The following is a 20,876-nucleotide window of genomic DNA, read 5'->3' as shown; positions in this document are numbered from 1 at the left end:
GAGCGTCCAGAACGGCATGCCCACGCGGAGCATGGGCACGATGGTGATCTTGCGGACGCCTATCGTTCCAAATGCTTCAGTGAGGTCAGGATCGGACGCGGAGCGTCCAGAACGGCATGCCCACGCGGAGCATGGGCACGATGGTGATCTTGCGGACGCCTATCGTTCCAAATGCTCCANTGGAGCATGGGCACGATGGTGATCTTGCGGACACCTATCGTTCCGCACGCTCCAGCGTGGGAATGCCTTGGGTGACGCTCTGCGTCACAGATTTGCGCCACGCTGCACAGTTAAGGTCGGGCGCCTCTCGTCTTGTGCTTACGCATGTGGACGAGAGGCGGTGGTCAGGCCTTGTTGGATTCGTGCATGCGCGCCAGCTGGCGTTCGAGCATCGAAGGGTAGGGCTCCATCAGGCGTTCTACACAGCACGCGCCTTCAGGGCTGGCGATAGGGCGGATGCGGGCGCGCTGGCGGATCAACGGGTCGTCGTTGATGCGGCGTTCAACCAGCAGCAGATTGCGGCTGTGCTGAGACAGCGCCAACGCATCCTGCGCCGTTTCAGTCAGCAGCAGATCGATCTGGCTCAGACCACTCAGGCCCTCACCCAGCGTCAGGCCCAGTTGCAGTTGCAAGGTGATGCCGCTGTCGGCCACCTCGATCTGCAAGGCGTGGCTCAGGGCACGCAATAGCTCGCCGCAGCAGATTGCGTTGGTGAGGTAGTCATCACCGCTTTCGTGGCTGTGAAACAGCATCAGGGTGCTGCCATCGTTCAGGGTATGCAGCTCGCTTTCATACAGCGAGGCGGCCTGATCGAGGCAGTCGCGATAACGTTGCAGCAATTCGGTCAGTCGTGCACGCGGCAGGCGGCGCAATTGGTCCTGCGCGCCTAATTGCACGGCCAGCACAGCACTGTTGTGCGGCTCGACGGGCGCTACCGGCGCAGCCACCGGGCGGGCAACTGGTGCGGTATTCGAATTGTCACGCAGGTCCGCAAACGGATCTTCGTCGTCTTCATCTTCTTCGGCAACAATGCGACGCTGGACTGGCGGTGCCGGCAGGCGCGGCTTCGGTTCGCTGCTGCGTGCCGAGACCGGTGGTGCAGGTCGCTCTTCCGGCTCCAGGTATGGATCGTCACCGTCGTCCTCGTCACCTTCATACTCGGGTTCGGGCAGCGGTTCCGGCTCCGGAACCGGTGGTGCGAACGAGGTGCGCAGTTGCCGGGCCAGATCGCCGATTTCATCCTGGCGGTCGGTAGCCGGTGTGTACGGGTCGATATCGCGCAGCCAGATGCGCATCTGCATCAATGGCGTGGAGATATGGCGGCCGAGGCGCAGGCTCAGGGCCAGTGCCAGGGCCAGCAGAATGCCCGCCAGAATGCCCATGCTCTGCAGGCTGATGGTCATCGGCTGCTGGAACTGTGACATGTCGAGGCTGATGCGCAGATGACCTGCCATCACGTCCTGAAACGTGATCTTGATTTCATAAAGGCCCTGAGCCTCGCCCAGAAGCCCGTTTTTCGGGCGCTGGCCAGCCTCCGCAAGAATGCGGTTATCCACACTGTAGATAGCGGCATGCGCTACCAGCGGGTTCTTGACCAGATTGCCCAGCAGCACGTTGAGACTGAGGATGTCGTTGGACACCAACAGCTCGGTGGCCGAGGTGGCGGTCTGGGTCGTCAGGGCCTGCCCCAGCGCATCAGCCTGTTCATGCATGGCCTGCTTGAATTGCAGACCCATGACACCGGCGTAGATCACCAGCGCCAAAGCGACCAGGATCACGTTATGGCTGGCAATGCGCAAAGCGATCGGTACACGGCGATGACGCAGGGCACGAAAGATGAGCAGGAAGAAATTATCGGTTTTAACGGGCGTGGGCCGGTTCACAGAGCACGGCTCTTTCGGTGAAGTTGTCGCGCAGTATAACGAGCGACCCAGTGGCGGCAAAGCGCTGCCTGTGCCCGGTGGTCACTGAATGTGGTTAGAATGCGGTTTTTTTCCACTACGGGGGTGCGCCTTGCGCGAAATCGTCCTGATTAACATCACTGGTGTCGACCGTCCAGGTCTCACTGCTGCCATCACCGGCGTCCTCGCCCAGGGTGGTGTGAACATTCTCGATATTGGTCAGGCGGTTATCCACGACACCCTGTCGTTCGGCATCCTGGTTGAAATTCCGGATACCGTGCAGGGATCCTCGGTGCTCAAGGACATCCTGCTCACCGCCTACGAACTGGATCAGCAAGTCCGTTTCACTGCGGTGTCCGAAACCGACTATCAACACTGGGTCGAAGGCCAGGGCAAGGCGCGTCACATCGTTACGCTGCTGACCCGTAAGGTCACGGCCGAGCAATTGCAGTGCGTCAGCGCCATCACGGCTAAATACGGGCTGAATATCGATCAGATCGATCGTCTGTCCGGGCGTATGCCGCTCGACACGCCGGCCGACAAGGGCAAGGGTTGCATTGAGTTCACCGTGCGCGGCGAGCCTGCCGACCCGAAAGCCATGCAGGCCGAATTCCTCGCGGTTGCCCAGGATCTCAACGTAGATATCGCGTTCCAGCAGGATTCGCTGTTTCGCCGCAACCGGCGTCTGGCTGTGTTCGACATGGACTCGACCCTCATTGAGGCCGAAGTGATCGATGAGCTGGCCAAGGCTGCAGGCGTAGGCGAGCAGGTTTCCGAGATTACCGAGCGGGCGATGCGCGGCGAACTGGATTTCAGCGAAAGCTTCAAGGAGCGTCTGGCTCTGCTCAAGGGCCTGGATGTCAGTGTGCTGGATGAAATCGGCGCTTCTCTGCGCTTGACCGAAGGCGCTGAAACGCTGTTCTCCGAGCTCAAGCGTCTGGGTTACAAGACCGCTATTCTTTCGGGTGGCTTTACCTACTTCGCCAAGCAGCTGCAAGCAAAGCTGGGCATCGATTATGTGTACGCCAACGAGCTGGAAGTGGTCGATGGCAAGGTAACCGGCGTCGCCGTAGAGCCGATCGTCAATGCGCAGCGCAAGGCAGACCTGTTGCGCGAGTTGGCGCATAAGGAAGGCTTGAGTCTGGAGCAGACCATCGCGGTCGGCGACGGTGCCAATGACTTGCCGATGCTGGCGATTGCCGGGCTGGGTGTCGCATTCCGCGCCAAGCCATTGGTCAAGCAATCGGCAAAGCAGGCGATTTCAACGCTGGGGCTGGATGGCGTGCTGTATCTGTTGGGTTTTCGCGACCGCGAAGGAAAGCGCTGAGTCTTGCGCCGTAGTCGTTGCAGTGTCCGCGACAATTGCAGCGATTACAGCGTGCCCCACAGAGAATCGAACTCTTGCCCTGGTTTTGCCTTTTCGACCTCGGCGGCTTTCGGCGCATCGTAGATCTGATACTCGAACTGGTTGTAACTGGCGCTGCTGATGCGCCGGTTGCTCAGTGAGGCACGGCGCTCTTCGCCCCCGACGTTGATCATTACCTTGCTGCCCTCCTGAAAGGGCAGGCGCGGTGCGAGCAAGGTCGCAGGTTTTTCCATAGCGCGTACTTCCGGCAGCATCAGGGTTCGCAGGTACTGGCTATTCTGTTGTTCACGAATCAGTTGCATGCCGCACGGCTGGGCAAAGGGGGCGATCAGTTCGATGCCCATTTGTGTGCCGCCGCTGCGCACTTGCCGGACCCAGCGCACAATGGCAATGCTCCAGCCCTGGCCGGAGTCGTCCTGAATACCTACCAGTTCGCCAGCCTGTAACTGATGAGGCACTTCCTTCTGCCACGCAAGGCAGTAACCGCCCGGGCTGTGGTTGACGATATTCAGGTCGAAGGTCGGAAACGTGTGCTGACCGTTGGAAAGCGAGTCGTTATCGCCATCGTTCTTCGGGTATTCGATTTCTTCATAGGGCAGCAGGTGCGATGAGGTCTTGCCGCGCTGTGTATCGAAGGCTGAAGCCCAAGGGTCGTCTTCGTCATCATTGGCGATCTTCAGCGAAAAACTCGCAGCACTGCCTGCGCTGTTGAGTTGCAGGAGCTCGCTGAACGACTTCTGACCGGCTACATAAAAATGCAGTGCGCTCATGCCTATGCACAGCTTCAGGGTGCCCTGGCCTGCCGTGCGCTGAAAGGTCCGCTCGGCCACATCACCCCAGGCGGCCGCCAGATGTTGCAGCAGGTCGGTATTGATACCGGTAGGAATCAGCAGTCTGGACGGGCTGCGCTGGTCGTCCGGCAAGGCCAGGTACTGGTTGATTGCCTCTGCCAGCGACTGGGTGTCGATACCCAGTAGCCTCGGTGATTGTTCATCGCTGAACAGGGTGCGATACAGCGGCGGTTTGTCTGCCGTCGGGTCCAGAGCAAACAGGCTGTTCTCCCCGGCAGGCGATTGCAGCCTGACCAGCGGGCTCCAGGCCTCGAGTGCATCGGCCAGTTTGCCGATGTTCAACTGCCGCATCTGGTTGCAGCGCGAACACCCCATCAGCAGCGCGATCACATACGTCTGTTCCACACTCAACGCCTTGGTGTGATGAGCCAGAGGTTCTTCGACCGGCGTGTTGTGCAACTGGTACTGGCGGGCAATCTGGTAGATCTGATGCAGTTCGAGCCACAGACCGTCCTGCACCGGGCAGTAGAGCTGATTGGCGCGAATCAGCGGTCCGTTGAGCCCATGCAGTGCTCGTTGCAGTGCGGTGCTGAAAAGTCCGGCCTGATCCCTGGTGTAGCGGGGTGCTACCTGCTGGATGATCTGCTTGTAACCGGTCGCCAGATGGTTTTGCAGGGCCTGGCAAAGATTGGCGACCTTGCGCGGCCGCTCGTCCAGCACAATGGCCTGGTTGAGAAAGTGGCGCTCAAGGTGCTTGCAGACGAAGTACACCTCGGGGCGCAGCAGTTCAAGCAGTTGCAGGCGGTTTTCGCTGGGGGTGATCAGTTGGTTCAGCTCGGTCAGCCCTTGATAGAGCTGGCGTGCCATTTCTCCCAGGTTTGCTTTGGGCAGCCTGGAGATCCAGCGTTTGAGGTCGCGGGGGTTGGCTTCACAGAATGTCAGGCTCGACTGCGCTGGCGTGGGGGCACGCAGCAGCAGAGGGAGGCTAAAATTACTCATGTGACAGGCGAACTCCAACAACTCATTGGCCCGGACGGTGGCTTTAAATGGGGGCTGACGTCATCGCGGAGCGGCGACATGTCGAGCATACGCCCATGAAAGTGCGAAGTATCCTACAGCACCGATCAGGCAACTTTACCAGTATCGGTATCACTACGCAGTAAATATGGCCTGGAGCCATTACTGTCCGGTCTTAAACTGCATGAGCGCCCCTTTTAATTGGGCGCCCATGTCAGGCACTGTGACTTCAAGTCACGATCATGCCTGTGTCGGAGCTGCCAGTGCCTGGCCCATCTGTACCTTGGAGCCAGCGGACAGTTGCTCGGCCCATTTCACCTGATTTGGCCCAAACAGCACAATAGCCGTGGAGCCCAGTTTGAAACGGCCCATCTCGGCGCCTTTTTCCAGGTGAATCGGCGCACGCGCTGCTTCGTCGTAGCTGAACGTCTTCAACTCACGCTTGGGCGGCGTGACCAGCCCGGCCCACACCGTCTCGACCGACGCCACGATCATCGCGCCGACCAGCACCACAGCCATAGGCCCGCGCTCGGTGTCGAACAGGCAGACCACTCGCTCGTTACGGGCGAACAGTTCCGGCACGTTTTCAGCGGTGGTCTGGTTGACCGAAAAGATACGCCCCGGCACGTAGACCATTTCGCGCAATGTGCCGGCCAGTGGCATGTGTACGCGGTGATAGTCCTTCGGCGACAGGTAGACCGTCGCGAACTCGCCGCCCATGAACGGTGCCGACAGCTTGGGATCACCGCCCAGCAGTTCAAGCACGCTGAAGCTGTGCCCCTTGGCCTGGAAGATCCGGCCATGATCAATCGGGCCCAACTGGCTGATGGCGCCGTCGGCCGGCGAAAGAATCGCGCCGGGTGTGGTATCCAGCGGGCGGGCGTCGGCTTTCAGCGCACGGGTGAAGAACGCGTTGAAATGCTCGTAGGACGTCAGGTCTTCGACCAGTGCCTGCGACATGTCGACCTGATAACGGCGGGCGAACCACGCGGTAAAGGCATTCTTGAACCAGCGCACGCGGCATTCGGCAACGCAGCCAGCCAGTCGGGACAGCAGGTGGTGTGGCAACAGGTACTGACTGATGATGAACAAGCGGTCTTTCATTGAGGGTCCTGGAGATGAGTGTCCTGAAAATGAGCGTTTTGAAGAGGAGTGCCCTGAGGATTTGCGGGACGCCTCCCCCGGTTCATCGGAACCGACAGGCTCGATGCTTTCGGCTGGCTGGACAGGCGCGGCGGGTTCGACGGCCTCAACCGTTGCAACGGGCGTGGAGACCGCTTGCGGGCCTTCCACCGGTGTATCCGGATGGTTGCCCCACTCGCCCCACGAACCGGCGTAGGCCTTGACCCTTGGGTAGCCCAGCGCTTTCGCCACCAGATAGGTGAAGCCCGAGCGGTGGTGAGTCTGGCAATGGGTGATCACTTCCTTGTCGGGCGTGATGCCCAGGTCGCGAAGAATCTCCGGCATGTCCTGACGAATACGCAGGTTACGCGCCTTGTCCATGCCCGCAGTCCATTCGAAATTGACCGCGCCGGGTATGTGTCCGCCCTTGGCCGCGACTACTTTTTCGCCCGAATACTCGGTCGGGGCGCGAGCGTCCCAGATTGCCAGGTCGGCGGCGCCCAGACGGCTTTGCAGGTATTCGCGTGTGGCGGTAGGTTCGTCGTGCAGCGTCAGCATGACCGGGCCGCCTGCTACGGGCGCAACCTCTGTGCTCAACGGCAGCGATTGCGCTTCCCAGGCCAGCACGCCGCCATCCAGATAGTGATAACGGTGGTGGCCGATGACATCCAGCAGCCAGATAAAACGCCCGGCCCAGCCGCCGCCTTCGTCATCGTAGACGACATAGACTGCATCGGGATTGTGGCCCAGCTCGCCGAACAGCTGCTGCAGATCGGCAGTGTCGGGCAGCAGACCAGGCGCAGGAGGCTTGCCCAGTTGCGTACGTTTCGGATCGACAAAACGGGCGCCGCGAATGTGCCCGGCTTCGTAGCGAGCGCTGCTGGTCAGATCCACGAGGATCAATTCCGGGGCGTCTAGACGCTCAAGCAGATCGTTGGGTTCGATGACCAGCGACAAGCCATTGAATGCGGACATTTGCAGCCTCCGATGAAAGGAAAGAGGCGAATTGTACGCCAGGCCTCACGCTTTGCGATGACTAAAGATGCCAAGTGCCTTTTCAATACATTGCGCGGTTTTTCCGAATGCCTGGACGGAAATTTCCGACAAGGCCCCACCACCCTGGTCGGCGACCACCAGCAGCATGACTTTACCGTTGTTGCTCAGCGAGCGAATAAGCCAGTGCTGGCCACTGAACAGGGTTTTCAGTGGCGCGGGCAGCAGGGCGGCAAACTGCGCGTTGTTCGCGGGGGTCATGCGCAACTGCGTCGGCTGGGTCAGCAAGCGTTGCAACACGGTGCTTTCCTTGATGAACAGCTGCAAGGAGGCGGTTTCGGGCGGCAGTCCGGCCATCTGATTGACGCGCAGTACGGTCGAGGTCTTGTCCAGCATCAGCAGCATGACCCGCTCCATACCGCACGACATGAACGCGTCGCGCGCCGAGGTGGTCAAGTGCATGGCGTTGATGAACGGGCTGGGGTCCTGCAGCAGCTCGGCGCAGTGCTTGCGCCATAGCTGCAGGGCGTCGGCCGAGGGCGGTGGGGCGGGTTCGTTGTCGCGCCTTACGCGGCGCGCATCCCAGGGCCAGAGCAGCGATTCGGCCGGGTGCCAGAGGTCTTTTTCCGCATGAATACGCGCGCTGCTGGCAGCGTTTTGATGCGCTTGCTGCTGCACTTCGCTGATCGACTGTTGCAGGTAAAGGCTGGTCAGCCGTTCCCAGCGCAGGCAATGCGGGCTGTTCCAGGCATGTTGCGCCGCCAGCGCCAGGCCGTTACCCAGCAAAACAGTATTGGCTGGCTGGTTCAGCCAGCGCCGCAGGTTGGGGTCGGCGTCCATCAGTTGTTGCTGTTGCAGCGGGCTGTGTTCTTCGCGGGCGATGCGCAGCACCTTGGCCAGATCGCGTCGCTCGTTGATCAGCAACTTATAACCGCGCGTGACCCAGATCGGCAGGCGCCAGAACTCGGCAAGTGCCAGGCACAGCTCCAGCAGATTGACGCCGAACAGCTCTTTTTCCACTGCAAGGCTGGAATGGCCCTTGTGGATAACCCGCAACTCCAGCTCTTCGAGCAGCTTCGGATAGGCCAGCGCCATCGGCCAGAGTGGGGAGAGGAACAGCAGGCTGCCCATATGGATGTCTTGCCAGAGTCGTGCAAGGCGACTGGCAAACAACCCGTTGGCCTGTTGTGTGGCGTGCTGGCTGACCAGAATCAATTGGCGGTAGGCCGCAGGAATTTCCTCGGGCGGCTTGGCCGGCAAGCGGCCCAGAAGGATTTCGGTGCGCGCCAGCCCCAGGCGGTTGATCGCAATCTCGAGGCTCTCGGCCTGCTCGGTCAAACCGTGGGTGTGATGGTTGGCCTCGCGCATCACACTCAATACCAGTGCGGGGCTTTCCTGCATCATTTCAGCGATTTCACGTAGCGAGCGGCGACTGTCGTTCAATGCTGCGCGAACGTGCCCATGATTGACCGCAGGGACCGGCAACGCGATGCCGTCAAGCAATTTGACCCAGGCATCCAGCGTCTTCGGAACGAGGTGATGTGCTGCGTGTGCTGTCGACATTCGATGGCCTGTGCGGCTGATTATCTGAGCTGGGAAACCGCCAGCGTACGGGACGCTGAGGCCATTTTCCTCCTTTTATGGAGGCGGATAAATGGGTTTTTCAAAAGAACCGGCTATAGTCTGGCCCAGTTAGGCCGATAAGGAGAAGAAGAGATTCAAGAACTTCCGGACTGTCCCTGAACCCGACTCAGTAAAGTATTTTTTCCTATGGCTAAAATTATCGGCATCATTGTCGTTATCGCGAGTGTCCTCGGCGGATATGTGCTGTCCCATGGCAAGATCATGGCGCTGTTCCAGCCCTACGAGGTCTTGATCATCGGCGGTGCTGCACTGGGCGCGTTCCTCCAGGCCAACCCTGGCTACATGACCATGCACGTGTTCAAGAAGTCGCTGAAGATGTTCGGTTCGCGCTTCACACACGCCTATTACCTCGAGGTACTGGGGCTGGTATACGAAATCCTCAACAAGAGCCGCCGTGAAGGCATGATGGCGATTGAAGGGGATATCGAAGACGCCGCCTCCAGCCCGATCTTCGCCAAATACCCTGGCGTGCTGAAAGATGAGCGCATGACCGCGTACATCTGCGATTACCTGCGCATCATGTCGTCCGGCAACATGGCTCCTCACGAGCTGGAAGGCCTGTTCGACATGGAGCTGCTGAGCATGAAAGAAGAGCTTGAGCATCCATCCCATGCCATTACCGGTATCGCCGACGGTATGCCCGGCTTCGGTATCGTGGCGGCGGTACTCGGTATCGTGGTGACCATGGCGTCGCTGGGGTCGGGCGACAAGGCTGCAATCGGCATGCACGTAGGTGCGGCGCTGGTAGGTACCTTCTTCGGTATTCTTGCGGCATACGGTTTCTTCGGTCCGTTGGCCACCTGCCTTGCCCATGATGCCAAGGAAGAAATGAACGTCTACGAGAGCATCAAGGCGTCGCTGGTGGCTTCGGCCTCCGGCATGCCGCCTTCGCTGGCCGTCGAGTTTGGCCGCAAGGTTCTCTACCCGCTGCATCGCCCCAGCTTCAGCGAGCTGGAACAAGCGGTTCGCGGTCGCTAAGTCATGGAAAATAATCAGCCGATTATCATCAAGCGCGTAAAGCGCTTTGGTGGCGGACATCACGGCGGTGCCTGGAAAATCGCGTTTGCCGACTTCGCGACGGCAATGATGGCGTTCTTCCTGGTGCTGTGGCTGATGTCCTCCGCCACGCCCGAACAGTTGCTCGCGGTGGCCGGTTACTTCAAGGACCCGGTCGGCTTTTCGGACAGCGGTTCGCCGTATGTGATCGACCTGGGCGGCTCGCCCGAGATGTCGCCGAATCAGACGCTGAACCCTGAGGTCAAGACCACGCCGTCACCTGACACCGTGCCCCTTGAGGCCGAGACTTCCGAGACCAAGGCTGAAGAGGTCGAGCAGGAGCGTCTGGAGATGCTCTTGCAAGAGCTGCAGAACAAGGTCGAGGAAAACCCGCAACTGCAGAAATTCAAGGACCAGATTCTATTCGAGATCACCCAGGACGGTTTGCGTATTCAGATCATGGATGCTGACAACCGGCCGATGTTCGACTCGGGCAGTGCACGTCTCAAGCCTTATTTCGAAGACATCCTGCTGGCGATGGCTGACACCATCAAGAGCGTGCCGAACAAGATCAGCATCAGCGGTCATACCGATGCGACACCTTTTGTAGGCAACGGCGGATTCGGTAACTGGGAACTGTCGGCCAACCGCGCCAACGCTGCACGTCGTGCGCTGGTGGCTGGTACGTATCCGGACTCACAGGTGGCCAGGGTGGTGGGTTATGCCTCGTCGGCTCTTTATGATCACGAGAACCCGACCAATCCGGTCAACCGCCGTATCGATATTGTGGTTTTGACCAAAAAGGCTCAGCAGCGTATCGAAGGCGACCAGAACTCCGGTGGTGCGCCGTCGTCCAAGCCAGCGCCCGCCGCTCCTGCTACTCCCGCGGCTCCGGGTGCTTCGGCCGGGGCACCGCCAGACCCGCAGGCATACGCCCAGCCTCACGAGATCCGGCAGAAGCTGAATATCTTTGACGATGGCAAGTTGCGGGTCGAGCCAGCCCAGAACTGAGCTACAACCGATACAGAAACGCCGCGATGATCGCGGCGTTTTTGTGTGCGGTCGTTCAGTCTTCAGTAGCTGTCTTGCGGCAGGCTGGCAATGATTGAGCGGTAGCTGTTCATGCGCTGTTGCTGTACGCGGCCATCTTCAAGCCCCTTAAGCAGGGCGCAGCCCGGTTCGCGGTCATGCTTGCAGTCGCGAAAGCGGCACGTGCCGATCAGGTCGTTGAACTCGATGAAGCCAGCTTCCACGTCGGCACGGCTGACGTGCCCCAGGCCGAACTCACGGATGCCCGGTGAGTCGATCAGATCGCCGCCACGCGGGAAGTGGAACAGGCGGGCGGTGGTCGTGGTGTGTGTGCCCTGGCCGGAGACCTCGGACAACGGGCCGACCCGAGTGTCCGTTTCCGGCAGCAGGCTGTTGACCAGCGAAGACTTGCCGACGCCGGACTGGCCCACGAATACACTGATGTGGCCGTCAAGCTGGCTTTGCAGTGTCTGCATGCCGTCGCCGTGATGCGCCGATACTTCCAGTACCGGGTAACCCAGAGTGCGGTAGACCGCCAGCAGCGCATTGAGCGCGGGCGCGTTCTGCTCGTCGATCAGGTCGGCCTTGTTGAGCAGCAGCAGTGGACGAATCCCGGCATGCTCGGCGGCCACCAGATAACGGTCGATCAGGTTGGCATGTGGCTCGGGCATGGGCGCGAACACGATCACGATCAGGTCGACGTTGGCCGCCACAGGCTTGAGCTGACCGCGTGAGTCCGGGCGGCGCAGTTCGGTGGTGCGAGGCAGTTGCGCAACGATGACGCCAATGCCCTGATTGCCGGCGCGCCATACGACGCGATCGCCGGTCACCAGTGCAGGCAGGTTGGCGCGCAGGTGGCAGCGGAAGACCTGACCGCTTGCTTCGCCTTCCTGAGCCTCGACTTCGACCTGAACACCGAAGTGAGCAATTACAAGGCCGGTCTGTTCGGGGCCGAGGTCGCCGCCTTCCAGTGTTTCAAGCGTAGCGGACTCGCGTTTTGCCGCGCGGGCAGCACGCTCGCCCTGAATTTTTTCGATGCGCCAGTTCTGACGACGATTGAGTTGGCGTTTGGCCATGGGTGTTCCGATGTGATGTAACCGATGAATTAGGCAGTACGATTGATCGGCAGGAGTCTAGCACGGCAGGGTGAGCTAAACTGCGCGCCTACGTTGAGGAGTCGACACATGCAGAACAAGCAGAACCTGATCTGGATCGATCTGGAAATGACCGGTCTGGACCCTGATACCGATGTCATCATCGAAATGGCCACGATCATCACCGATAGCGAGCTGAACACCCTGGCCGAAGGTCCGGTGATCGCGGTGCATCAGAGCGACGAGACGCTGGCGAAAATGGACGAGTGGAACACCCGCCAGCACGGTGGCTCGGGCCTGACCCAGCGAGTACGCGAAAGCACCATCAGCATGGCTGAAGCCGAGGCGCAGACTCTTGAGTTCATCAAACTGTGGGTGCCGGAGCGCAGTTCGCCAATCTGCGGCAATAGCATCTGCCAGGATCGCCGCTTCCTGTATCGCCACATGCCGACGCTGGAGAACTACTTCCATTACCGCAATCTGGATGTCTCGACCCTAAAGGAACTGGCTGCGCGCTGGTCCCCTGAACTGAAGTTCAAGAAAGGCAGCACCCACCTGGCGCTCGACGACATCCGTGAGTCGATTGCCGAGCTGCGCTTTTATCGTGAGCACTTCATCAAGCCTTGATCGAGACTCGCGCGTGCAGTGAATAATCTTCGCTGCACTCTTTCAGTGCGCTGGTCGGCTGGTTAGACTGCGCGCCTTTGTCGCAGAGTCGCCGCCATGTTGCTGATGCTTTATCTGATCGCCATCACTGCTGAAGCCATGACTGGCGCGCTGTCTGCGGGTCGTCGAGGAATGGACTGGTTTGGCGTGGTGCTGATCGCCTGCGTCACGGCGCTGGGTGGCGGCTCGGTGCGCGATGTGCTGATCGGCCATTACCCGCTGACCTGGGTCAAGCACCCGGAATACCTCATATTGACCAGTGTGGCAGCCTTGGTGACGATCTTTATCGCGCCTTTGATGCGCCATCTGCGCTCGCTGTTTCTGGTGCTTGATGCGTTGGGCCTGGTGGCCTTCACCCTGATCGGCTGCATGACTGCGCTGGAAGCCGGGCATGGTCTGGTGATCGCGTCAGTGTGCGGCGTCATCACCGGGGTCTTCGGTGGCATTTTGCGCGACATCTTCTGCAACGACATCCCGCTGATCTTCCGCCGCGAGCTGTATGCCAGCGTGTCGTTTCTGGCCGCGTGGTGTTTTTTGCTGTGCCAGTACCTGCAATTGCCGGATGAACAGGCGGTGCTCATCACCCTGTTCGGCGGCCTGCTGCTGCGCCTGTTGGCGATCCGTTTCCGCTGGGAAATGCCCAAGTTCGTCTATAAAGACGAGCCTTGAGATGCATACAGAGCCTAGGCACGATAGTTGGAAAGTCATCGTTCCTCACGCTCCGCGTCACCATTCTGCGCCGCGCTGCATATTTAAAGCGGCACCACCCCATGCCTCTGCAGCGCCCATTCCACATGTTCCCTGACCAGCTCCGAGGGATAGTCGCGCCGTGCGTGCAGGGCTTCGATCACCGGGATGGTGGAGGGCGCGTTGCCCAGTCCGACAGCCAGGTTGCGTAGCCAGCGTTCGTACCCGGCGCGGCGCAGGGGCGAGCCTTCTGTACTACTGAGGAATTTGTCTTCATCCCATAAAAACAGCTCGGCCAGCCCAGCGTTGTCCAGGTTATGGCGCGGCTGGAAATCGCTCTGGTCGGTTGGTCGTGCAAAGCGGTTCCACGGGCAGACAATCTGGCAATCGTCGCAACCGAACACCCGATTGCCGATCAAGGGCCGCAGCTCTTCGGGGATCGCGGTCTTGAGCTCGATGGTCAGGTAGGAAATACAGCGCCGTGCGTCCAGCACATAAGGCCCGACAAAGGCCGCCGTCGGGCAGATGTCCAGGCAGGCCGTGCAGCGCCCGCAATGTTCCGTCGCATGCGGCGCATCGACCGGCAGCGGGATGTCGACAAACAGCTCGCCGAGAAAGAAAAAGCTTCCCGCCTTGCGGTTGAGCACCAGCGTATTCTTGCCGATCCAGCCGAGCCCGGCCTGTTCGGCAATGGCCTTTTCCAGCACTGGCGCGCTGTCCACGAACGCCCGAAAACCAAACGGCCCGATGGCCTGCTGAATGCGCTCGGCCAGTTGCTGCAAGCGCTTGCGGATCAACTTGTGATAGTCACGGCCCAGGGCGTAGCGTGACACATAGGCTTTTTCCGGTTCTGTCAGGCGCTGGGCCATCTCGGTGTCGCCGGGCAGATAGTCCATGCGCAGCGACACCACGCGCAACGTTCCCGGCACCAGCTCGTCCGGATGGGAACGTTTACTGCCGTGGGCTGCCATATAGTCCATTTCGCCGTGATAGCCTGCATCGAGCCAGCGTTGCAGGTGCTGCTCATGCTCTGCCAGGTCCAGACCGCTGATCCCCACTTCCTGAAAGCCCAGCTCACGCCCCCATGCCTTGATTGAGACGGCAAGGGTGGCGAGATCATCGGAAGTGGGAAGTACAGCAGTAATAGCGGACATGCGCAGAGAGAAACCGGGGCCAAGGTGCGTATAATTCTGCCAGACATCGGAGCCTATAGACGCATGTTCGACACGAAACCTCATTTACCCGACGCGCTGTACAGCGCCGCGCAGGTCCGCGACCTTGATGCACGGCTGATTGCTGCCGGTACGCCAGGCCTGGAATTGATACTGCGCGCTGCCCAGGCGCTGTGGCGGACGATACTTCGACGCTGGCCGCAGGCCAATGAACTGACCGTGCTGGCCGGACGTGGCAACAACGCCGGTGACGGGTATCTGGTGGCCGCGCTGGCGCACAAGGCAGGCTGGCAAGTCAGGGTGCTGGCTGTCGGCGACCCGGCTGCATTGACCGGTGATGCCGCTTCGGCGCACGCGGCAGCTTCCGGCATTGACACTCAGGCATGGGCCGGACAACCGCTGAGCGGCGTGGTGCTGGATGCCTTGCTCGGCACCGGGCTCAACGGCGAAGTGCGCGAGCCCTATGTTTCGGCCATCAAGGCGATCAATGCCAGCGGCCTGCCGGTCGCCGCCGTGGACATCCCGTCGGGCTTGAGTGCAGACACCGGCCAGACGCTGGGCGTGGCGGTGCGTGCCGATGTGACCGTTACCTTCATCGGCCTCAAACTGGGCTTGTTGACAGGCGATGCGGCGGACCTGGTGGGCGAACTGGTGTTTGATGATTTGCGCGCCGACCCTGCGCTGGTTGCGCAGGTGCCGGTCAGCGCGAAACGTCTGGGCGCATCCAGTCTGCCGACGCTGGCACCGCGTCCGCGTACTGCTCATAAAGGCATGTTCGGCCGAGTGCTGGTCATCGGTGGCGATCACGGTTTTGGCGGTGCTGCCTTGCTCAGCGCCGAAAGCGCCTTGCGCAGCGGGGCGGGCATGCTGACGCTGGCGACCCGCGCCGAACATATTCCGGCCGCCCTGACGCGCATGCCGGAAATCATGAGTGCGGCCATTCGCTCGGCGAACCAGTTGATGGCTTTGATCGAGCCGGCCAGCGTATTGGTGGTCGGGCCCGGCCTGGGGCAGGCGTCCTGGGGGCGCAGCCTGCTGTCGGCTGCTGCCAACGCTGAGCGGCCCCAAGTGTGGGATGCCGATGCTCTGAATATGCTGGCCGCCGGTCTGGTGAGTCTGCCCAAAGGCTGCGTCATCACCCCGCATCCGGGAGAGGCCGCGCGTTTGCTGGGCGTTGGCATCAAGGACGTTCAGGCTGACCGGGCCGCTGCTGTGCGGGCGCTGGCGCGCAAGTTCGATACGGTTTGCGTGCTCAAGGGCTCTGGCAGCCTGATCGCCGATGCGAGCGGGCAACTGGCGTTGTGCGACCGTGGTCATCCGGCCATGGCCACCGCCGGACTGGGTGACGTGCTGGCCGGGTTGATCGGTGCGCTGCTGGCGCAGCATCTGACGCCATTCGATGCGACCTGTCTGGCGGTGTGGCTGCACGCAAGCGCCGGTCAGAAAGTCGGTGAATACGGTCGCGGGCTGGCTGCCAGCGATATTATTCCTGCCATTCGTCAGTTATTGGAGGAGCTGCAACCGTGTCTGATTTAACGCTGCATGTGGTTGGCGAAGAGGCCATGATGAATTTTGGTGCACGCCTGGCCGCGGTTACCGAAGGCGTGGGCGTCATCTTTCTCGATGGCGATCTGGGCGCTGGAAAAACCACTCTTTCACGGGGAATGATTCGCGGGTTCGGGCATGCCGGGGCTGTCAAGAGTCCTACTTTCACGCTGGTTGAGCCCTACGAAATAGGTGCCATCCGGGTCTTTCACTTTGACCTGTATCGTCTGGTCGATCCCGAAGAACTCGAGTACATGGGTGTGCGTGATTACTTCGACGGCGATGCACTTTGTCTGATTGAATGGCCCCAGCGTGGTGCAGGCTTTTTGCCAAAGCCTGACCTGACCATTACCATTGGCCCGCACGGAGAAGGTCGGTCCGTGATATTGAGCCCGCTGGGCTCGCGTGGCGAACGCTGGTGTGCCACTTTGGCTTTGGAATTCAAATAGATATGGGGTTAGGTATGCGCATGCGCGCGCTGGTTACTGTAGTTGGTCTGCTGCTGATGGCCCTGGCTGTCGAGGCGGTTGCCGCTACGCAAGTAAAAAGTGTCCGCTTATGGCGAGCACCGGACAACACACGTCTGGTATTCGACCTGTCCGGGCCTGTCCAGCACAGCGTATTCACCCTGACTTCGCCTGATCGTCTGGTGATCGATATCAATGGCGCGACACTCGGTGGCCCGTTGAATGTCTCGACAGCCAATACGCCGATCAACAGCATGCGCTCTGCCCAGCGCACGCCGACGGATCTGCGCGTGGTCATCGACCTGAAAAAGGCGGTGACGCCCAAAAGCTTCACGCTTGCGCCGAACCAGCAGTACGGCAACCGTCTGGTGGTCGACCTGTTCGATAACGCCGCCGATGCCAACCCGACACCAGTGATCCCGGATACCGCGGCCAATACCGCGCCCGCTGTCCCGGTCAGCCCGGCCAAGCCTGAAATCAAGTTGACCCCGGTGCCCAACGGCAAGCGCGACATTGTCGTGGTGATCGATGCCGGGCACGGCGGTGAAGACCCGGGTGCCTCGGGCGGTGCCGGGCAGAAAGAGAAAAACGTGGTGCTGTCGATCGCCAAGGAGTTGCAGCGCCAGGTCAATGCCGAGAAAGGCTACCGCGCTGAACTGACGCGGACCGGCGACTACTTTATTCCGTTGCGCAAACGTACCGAGATCGCCCGAGCCAAGGGGGCCGACCTGTTTGTGTCAATTCACGCCGACGCTGCGCCGTCTACCGCAGCGTTTGGCGCTTCGGTGTTCGCCTTGTCTGATCGCGGTGCGACCTCCGAAACCGCACGCTGGCTGGCGGACAGTGAAAACCGTTCCGACCTGATCGGTGGTGCCGGTGCGGTAAGCCTTGATGACAAGGACCGCATGCTCGCGGGGGTTTTGCTGGACTTGTCCATGACCGCTTCGCTGTCTTCGAGCCTGAACGTCGGCCAGAAGGTGCTGAGCAATATCGGTCGCGTCACCTCACTGCACAAATCGCGTGTCGAGCAGGCAGGTTTCATGGTGCTCAAGTCGCCGGATATCCCGTCGATTCTGGTAGAAACCGGCTTTATCTCCAACGCCAACGAAGCCAACAAGCTGAGTTCTGCGTCGCACCAGCAGGCGTTGGCGCGTTCGATCAATTCCGGGGTGAAGCAGTTCTTCCAGCAGAACCCGCCACAGGGCACTTATATTGCCTGGCTGCGTGACAACGGCAAGCTGGCCCAAGGGCCACGCAACCATGTGGTCCGCTCCGGCGAAACCCTGGCCATGCTCGCAGCGCGCTATGACATGAACATTGCCACGTTGCGCAGCGCCAACAATCTGAAAAGCGATGAACTGAAGATTGGCCAGGATCTGCGCATTCCAAGTTCCGAGGTGGCGACTCAGCAATGACCGATCTTCTGCTCGACGGCACCGAAGCCAATAACGCTCAGACTGTCCTGAACGCTGCGCGCATCGAATTGCTCAGCCCGCGTCTGGCCAACCAGATTGCGGCTGGCGAAGTCGTCGAGCGTCCGGCGTCGGTTATCAAGGAGCTGCTGGAAAACAGCCTTGATTCCGGCGCGCGGCGCATAGATGTCGATGTCGAGCAGGCTGGTATCAAGCTGTTGAAAGTGCGGGACGATGGCGGCGGTATTTCCTCGGATGACCTGCCGCTGGCGCTGGCGCGACATGCCACTAGCAAGATTCGCGATCTGGAGGACCTCGAGCGCGTCATGAGCCTCGGGTTTCGCGGCGAAGCGCTGGCTTCGATCAGCTCCGTGGCGCGCCTGACGCTGACTTCGCGCACCCGCGACGCCGATCAGGCCTGGCAGGTTGAAACCGAAGGCCGTGACATGGCACCGCGCGTTCAGCCGGCAGCGCATCCGGTAGGCACATCCGTTGAAGTGCGCGACCTGTTCTTCAACACGCCTGCCCGACGCAAGTTTCTCAAGGCCGAAAAAACCGAATTCGATCATCTGCAGGAAGTCATCAAACGCATGGCGCTGGCGCGTTTCGACGTGGCCTTCCATTTGCGTCACAACGGCAAGACCGTGTTGAGCCTGCATGAAGCGCATGACGATACCGCCCGAGCGCGGCGTGTCTCGGCGATCTGCGGGCCGGGCTTCCTGGAGCAGGCGTTACCCATTGAGATCGAGCGCAATGGCCTTCATCTGTGGGGCTGGGTAGGGCTGCCGACATTTTCGCGTAGCCAGGCCGACCTGCAATATTTCTTCGTAAACGGGCGTGCGGTGCGCGACAAACTGGTCGCTCATGCTGTGCGTCAGGCGTATCGCGACGTGCTGTTCAACGGCCGTCACCCCACGTTCGTGCTGTTTTTCGAGGTCGACCCGGCCGCTGTGGACGTCAACGTTCACCCGACCAAGCATGAAGTACGCTTCCGCGACGGGCGAATGGTGCACGACTTTCTTTACGGCACCCTGCACCGTGCATTGGGTGATGTGCGCCCGGAAAACCAGTTGGGTGGCAGCGTACCGGTCGCCGCCGAGCCTCGGCCTACCGGGCCTGAGGCCGGTGAGTTCGGGCCGCAGGGTGAAATGCGTCTGGCCAATAACGTGCTGGAACAGCCGCAGGGCGAGCCTTTTGCCCGACCTGCTGCCGGTGGCGGCGCTGGCAGCGGTTATCAGTATCAATATACGCCTCGGCCCACCTCTGGCGTGCCGGTTGCCGAAGCGCAAAGTGCCTACCGTGAATTCTTCGCACCGCTGCCCAGCACCGCACCCTCGTCGCTGCCGGAGTCGCCCGGCGATATTCCGCCGCTGGGTTATGCGCTGGCGCAGCTCAAAGGTATCTACATCCTCGCTGAAAACGCTCACGGGCTGGTGCTGGTGGACATGCACGCCGCCCACGAGCGAATCATGTACGAGCGCCTGAAAATAGCGATGGCCAATGAAGGCCTGAGTGGTCAGCCATTGCTGGTGCCCGAATCTCTCGCGGTCAGCCAGCGTGAAGCGGACTGCGCCGAAGAACATATCGCGACGTTTCAGCGCCTGGGCTTCGAGCTGCAGCGGCTTGGCCCGGAAACCCTGGCGATCCGCCAGATCCCTGCGTTGCTCAAGCAGGCCGAGGCCAATCGGCTGGTCAGCGATGTGCTGGCGGATCTGATGGAGTACGGCACCAGCGACCGGGTGCAGGCACACATGAACGAGTTGCTCGGGACCATGGCCTGTCACGGCGCGATTCGCGCCAATCGGCGTCTGGCCATCCCGGAAATGAACGGCCTGTTGCGTGATATGGAAAACACCGAACGCAGCGGGCAATGCAACCACGGTCGTCCTACCTGGACCCAGATGGGTCTCAATGACCTGGATAAATTATTCCTGCGCGGTCAATGAATGAATGCTTTACCTCCGGCCATCTTTCTCATGGGGCCTACCGCCGCAGGCAAGACCGACCTTGCGATAGAACTGAGCAAAGTGCTGCCTTGTGAGCTGATCAGCGTCGATTCGGCGTTGGTCTATCGCGGCATGGACATCGGCACCGCAAAGCCTTCGAAAGCACAGCTGGCTGAATATCCGCACCGTCTGATCGACATTCTCGACCCGGCACAAAGCTACTCCGCAGCCGATTTTCGCAGCGACGCACTGGCGGCCATGGCGGAAATTACCGCGCGCGGAAATATTCCTTTGCTGGTCGGCGGCACTATGTTGTATTTCAAGGCTCTATTGCACGGGCTGGCGGATATGCCGGCTGCCGATGCGCAGGTCAGGGCACAGCTTGAAGCTGATGCACAGGCCTATGGCTGGCAGTCATTGCACGATCAATTGGCGGTGGTCGACCCCGTTTCGGCGGCACGCATTCACCCCAATGATCCGCAACGACTGATCAGGGCGCTTGAGGTGTATCGCGTCAGCGGAATGAGCATGACGGCACACCGCGAGCAACAAACTGTGCAAAGTACCGAAGCGGCCGCATCAGGGCGTCAGCAATTGCCCTATACTGTCGCGAACCTTGCCATCGCTCCGGCTGATCGCAAGGTGCTGCACCAACGCATCGCGCTACGTTTTGAGCAAATGCTGGATCAGGGGTTTCTGGACGAAGTACTGGCATTGCGCTCAAGAGGCGACCTGCATTCCGGGTTGCCCTCGATAAGAGCCGTCGGTTATCGCCAGGTCTGGGATCACCTGGATGGGAAGCTGACGCTGGATGAAATGCAGGAGCGCGGCATTATTGCAACGCGCCAGTTGGCCAAAAGGCAGTTCACCTGGCTACGCAGCTGGGAGGATTTGCACTGGCTGGACAGTCTGGCCAGCGACAATCTGTCGCGCGCCTTGAAATACCTGGGATCGGTCTCCATATTGAGCTGAGTCCCTGCAATAGCCGTCTATCCTTGGGGGGTGGCCGGTAAGCCAATCGAATTCGA

Annotated in this window: 16 protein-coding genes and 1 pseudogene; 10 read left to right on the top strand and 7 right to left on the bottom strand. The window is 60.5% G+C overall.

The annotated features are described in order from the left end of the window. Window positions 1–344: 344 nt before the first annotated feature. The gene (locus tag AO068_RS05760) at window positions 345–1,883 is read right to left on the bottom strand and encodes a HAMP domain-containing protein (RefSeq protein ID WP_058407871.1); all 1,539 of its coding nucleotides are present in this window, start codon (window positions 1,881–1,883) and stop codon (window positions 345–347) included. A 130-nt stretch (window positions 1,884–2,013) separates the two neighbouring features. On the opposite strand from AO068_RS05760, the gene serB reads away from it, so the two are divergent. Then, entirely contained in the window at window positions 2,014–3,228 is a 1,215-nt protein-coding gene (gene serB, locus AO068_RS05755; RefSeq protein ID WP_058407870.1) for a phosphoserine phosphatase SerB, read from the top strand. Window positions 3,229–3,272: 44 nt separating this feature from the next. Here serB and AO068_RS05750 read toward each other — a convergent pair whose 3' ends face one another. From AO068_RS05750 to AO068_RS05740, 4 genes and pseudogenes are all read right to left on the bottom strand, one after another. Then, complete coding sequence (locus AO068_RS05750) at window positions 3,273–5,057, bottom strand: hypothetical protein (protein ID WP_058407869.1); 1,785 nt, start codon at window positions 5,055–5,057, stop codon at window positions 3,273–3,275. A gap of 258 nt (window positions 5,058–5,315) precedes the next feature. Further along, window positions 5,316–6,179, bottom strand: coding sequence for an archaetidylserine decarboxylase (asd, locus tag AO068_RS29170; RefSeq protein WP_058401248.1), 864 nt, complete (start codon window positions 6,177–6,179; stop codon window positions 5,316–5,318). Window positions 6,180–6,362: 183 nt separating this feature from the next. After that, window positions 6,363–7,172 (bottom strand): annotated as a pseudogene (locus AO068_RS29165) (rhodanese-like domain-containing protein); the annotation flags it as partial. A gap of 45 nt (window positions 7,173–7,217) precedes the next feature. Continuing rightward, on the bottom strand, window positions 7,218–8,753 hold the full coding sequence (locus AO068_RS05740; protein ID WP_058401214.1) for an HDOD domain-containing protein: 1,536 nt from the start codon (window positions 8,751–8,753) through the stop codon (window positions 7,218–7,220). A gap of 207 nt (window positions 8,754–8,960) precedes the next feature. Between AO068_RS05740 and motA the strand changes: the two genes are divergently transcribed. Both motA and motB read left to right on the top strand, forming a co-directional pair. Beyond that, a complete protein-coding gene (motA, locus tag AO068_RS05735; RefSeq protein ID WP_002551809.1) occupies window positions 8,961–9,812 on the top strand; it encodes a flagellar motor stator protein MotA in 852 nt (283 codons plus the stop codon). A gap of 3 nt (window positions 9,813–9,815) precedes the next feature. Then, entirely contained in the window at window positions 9,816–10,841 is a 1,026-nt protein-coding gene (motB, locus tag AO068_RS05730; RefSeq protein WP_058407868.1) for a flagellar motor protein MotB, read from the top strand. Window positions 10,842–10,903: 62 nt separating this feature from the next. Here motB and rsgA read toward each other — a convergent pair whose 3' ends face one another. Then, window positions 10,904–11,935 carry a small ribosomal subunit biogenesis GTPase RsgA gene (gene rsgA, locus AO068_RS05725; RefSeq protein WP_002551811.1) on the bottom strand — a complete coding sequence of 344 codons (1,032 nt, stop codon included), beginning with the start codon at window positions 11,933–11,935 and terminating at the stop codon, window positions 10,904–10,906. Window positions 11,936–12,043: 108 nt separating this feature from the next. On the opposite strand from rsgA, the gene orn reads away from it, so the two are divergent. Then, window positions 12,044–12,580, top strand: coding sequence for an oligoribonuclease (orn, locus tag AO068_RS05720; RefSeq protein WP_005731116.1), 537 nt, complete (start codon window positions 12,044–12,046; stop codon window positions 12,578–12,580). Window positions 12,581–12,676: 96 nt separating this feature from the next. Further along, window positions 12,677–13,288: a trimeric intracellular cation channel family protein gene (locus AO068_RS05715; protein WP_005742997.1), complete on the top strand. Its 612-nt coding sequence runs from the start codon at window positions 12,677–12,679 to the stop codon at window positions 13,286–13,288. A gap of 83 nt (window positions 13,289–13,371) precedes the next feature. Here AO068_RS05715 and queG read toward each other — a convergent pair whose 3' ends face one another. Next, window positions 13,372–14,460, bottom strand: a complete 1,089-nt coding sequence (gene queG, locus AO068_RS05710; protein WP_058407867.1) for a tRNA epoxyqueuosine(34) reductase QueG — start codon at window positions 14,458–14,460, stop codon at window positions 13,372–13,374. A 63-nt stretch (window positions 14,461–14,523) separates the two neighbouring features. Here queG and AO068_RS05705 point away from each other — a divergent pair, with 63 nt between their 5' ends. The 5 genes from AO068_RS05705 to miaA are packed head-to-tail and all read left to right on the top strand — an operon-like array spanning window position 14,524 to window position 20,820. Beyond that, window positions 14,524–16,014 carry a bifunctional ADP-dependent NAD(P)H-hydrate dehydratase/NAD(P)H-hydrate epimerase gene (locus AO068_RS05705; RefSeq protein ID WP_058407866.1) on the top strand — a complete coding sequence of 497 codons (1,491 nt, stop codon included), beginning with the start codon at window positions 14,524–14,526 and terminating at the stop codon, window positions 16,012–16,014. A 29-nt stretch (window positions 16,015–16,043) separates the two neighbouring features. Continuing rightward, complete coding sequence (gene tsaE / locus AO068_RS05700) at window positions 16,044–16,472, top strand: tRNA (adenosine(37)-N6)-threonylcarbamoyltransferase complex ATPase subunit type 1 TsaE (RefSeq protein ID WP_220273530.1); 429 nt, start codon at window positions 16,044–16,046, stop codon at window positions 16,470–16,472. Between the two features lie 2 nt (window positions 16,473–16,474). Continuing rightward, window positions 16,475–17,905, top strand: a complete 1,431-nt coding sequence (locus tag AO068_RS05695; RefSeq protein ID WP_199523490.1) for an N-acetylmuramoyl-L-alanine amidase — start codon at window positions 16,475–16,477, stop codon at window positions 17,903–17,905. After that, window positions 17,902–19,848, top strand: a complete 1,947-nt coding sequence (gene mutL, locus AO068_RS05690) for a DNA mismatch repair endonuclease MutL (protein WP_058407865.1) — start codon at window positions 17,902–17,904, stop codon at window positions 19,846–19,848. Before AO068_RS05695 ends, mutL begins: the two co-directional genes overlap by 4 nt. After that, on the top strand, window positions 19,849–20,820 hold the full coding sequence (miaA, locus tag AO068_RS05685) for a tRNA (adenosine(37)-N6)-dimethylallyltransferase MiaA (protein WP_058401219.1): 972 nt from the start codon (window positions 19,849–19,851) through the stop codon (window positions 20,818–20,820). Window positions 20,821–20,876 lie beyond the last annotated feature (56 nt).

Origin of the sequence: Pseudomonas sp. ICMP 3272 (assembly GCF_001466905.1) — a bacterium.
Lineage (GTDB): Bacteria > Pseudomonadota > Gammaproteobacteria > Pseudomonadales > Pseudomonadaceae > Aquipseudomonas > Aquipseudomonas amygdali.
Note: the sequence above shows the minus strand (reverse complement) of the source record. Positions and strands in the feature narration are given on the sequence as shown.

Excerpts from the sequence above, each read along its gene's own strand:
- AO068_RS05750 (WP_058407869.1), bottom strand. The coding sequence starts at position 5,057 with ATGAGTAATTTTAGCCTCCCTCTGCTGCTGCGTGCCCCCACGCCAGCG.
- asd (WP_058401248.1), bottom strand. The coding sequence starts at position 6,179 with ATGAAAGACCGCTTGTTCATCATCAGTCAGTACCTGTTGCCACACCAC.
- AO068_RS05740 (WP_058401214.1), bottom strand. The coding sequence starts at position 8,753 with ATGTCGACAGCACACGCAGCACATCACCTCGTTCCGAAGACGCTGGAT.
- motA (WP_002551809.1), top strand. The coding sequence starts at position 8,961 with ATGGCTAAAATTATCGGCATCATTGTCGTTATCGCGAGTGTCCTCGGC.
- motB (WP_058407868.1), top strand. The coding sequence starts at position 9,816 with ATGGAAAATAATCAGCCGATTATCATCAAGCGCGTAAAGCGCTTTGGT.
- rsgA (WP_002551811.1), bottom strand. The coding sequence starts at position 11,935 with ATGGCCAAACGCCAACTCAATCGTCGTCAGAACTGGCGCATCGAAAAA.
- orn (WP_005731116.1), top strand. The coding sequence starts at position 12,044 with ATGCAGAACAAGCAGAACCTGATCTGGATCGATCTGGAAATGACCGGT.
- AO068_RS05715 (WP_005742997.1), top strand. The coding sequence starts at position 12,677 with ATGTTGCTGATGCTTTATCTGATCGCCATCACTGCTGAAGCCATGACT.
- queG (WP_058407867.1), bottom strand. The coding sequence starts at position 14,460 with ATGTCCGCTATTACTGCTGTACTTCCCACTTCCGATGATCTCGCCACC.
- AO068_RS05705 (WP_058407866.1), top strand. The coding sequence starts at position 14,524 with ATGTTCGACACGAAACCTCATTTACCCGACGCGCTGTACAGCGCCGCG.
- tsaE (WP_220273530.1), top strand. The coding sequence starts at position 16,044 with ATGAATTTTGGTGCACGCCTGGCCGCGGTTACCGAAGGCGTGGGCGTC.
- AO068_RS05695 (WP_199523490.1), top strand. The coding sequence starts at position 16,475 with ATGGGGTTAGGTATGCGCATGCGCGCGCTGGTTACTGTAGTTGGTCTG.
- mutL (WP_058407865.1), top strand. The coding sequence starts at position 17,902 with ATGACCGATCTTCTGCTCGACGGCACCGAAGCCAATAACGCTCAGACT.
- miaA (WP_058401219.1), top strand. The coding sequence starts at position 19,849 with ATGAATGCTTTACCTCCGGCCATCTTTCTCATGGGGCCTACCGCCGCA.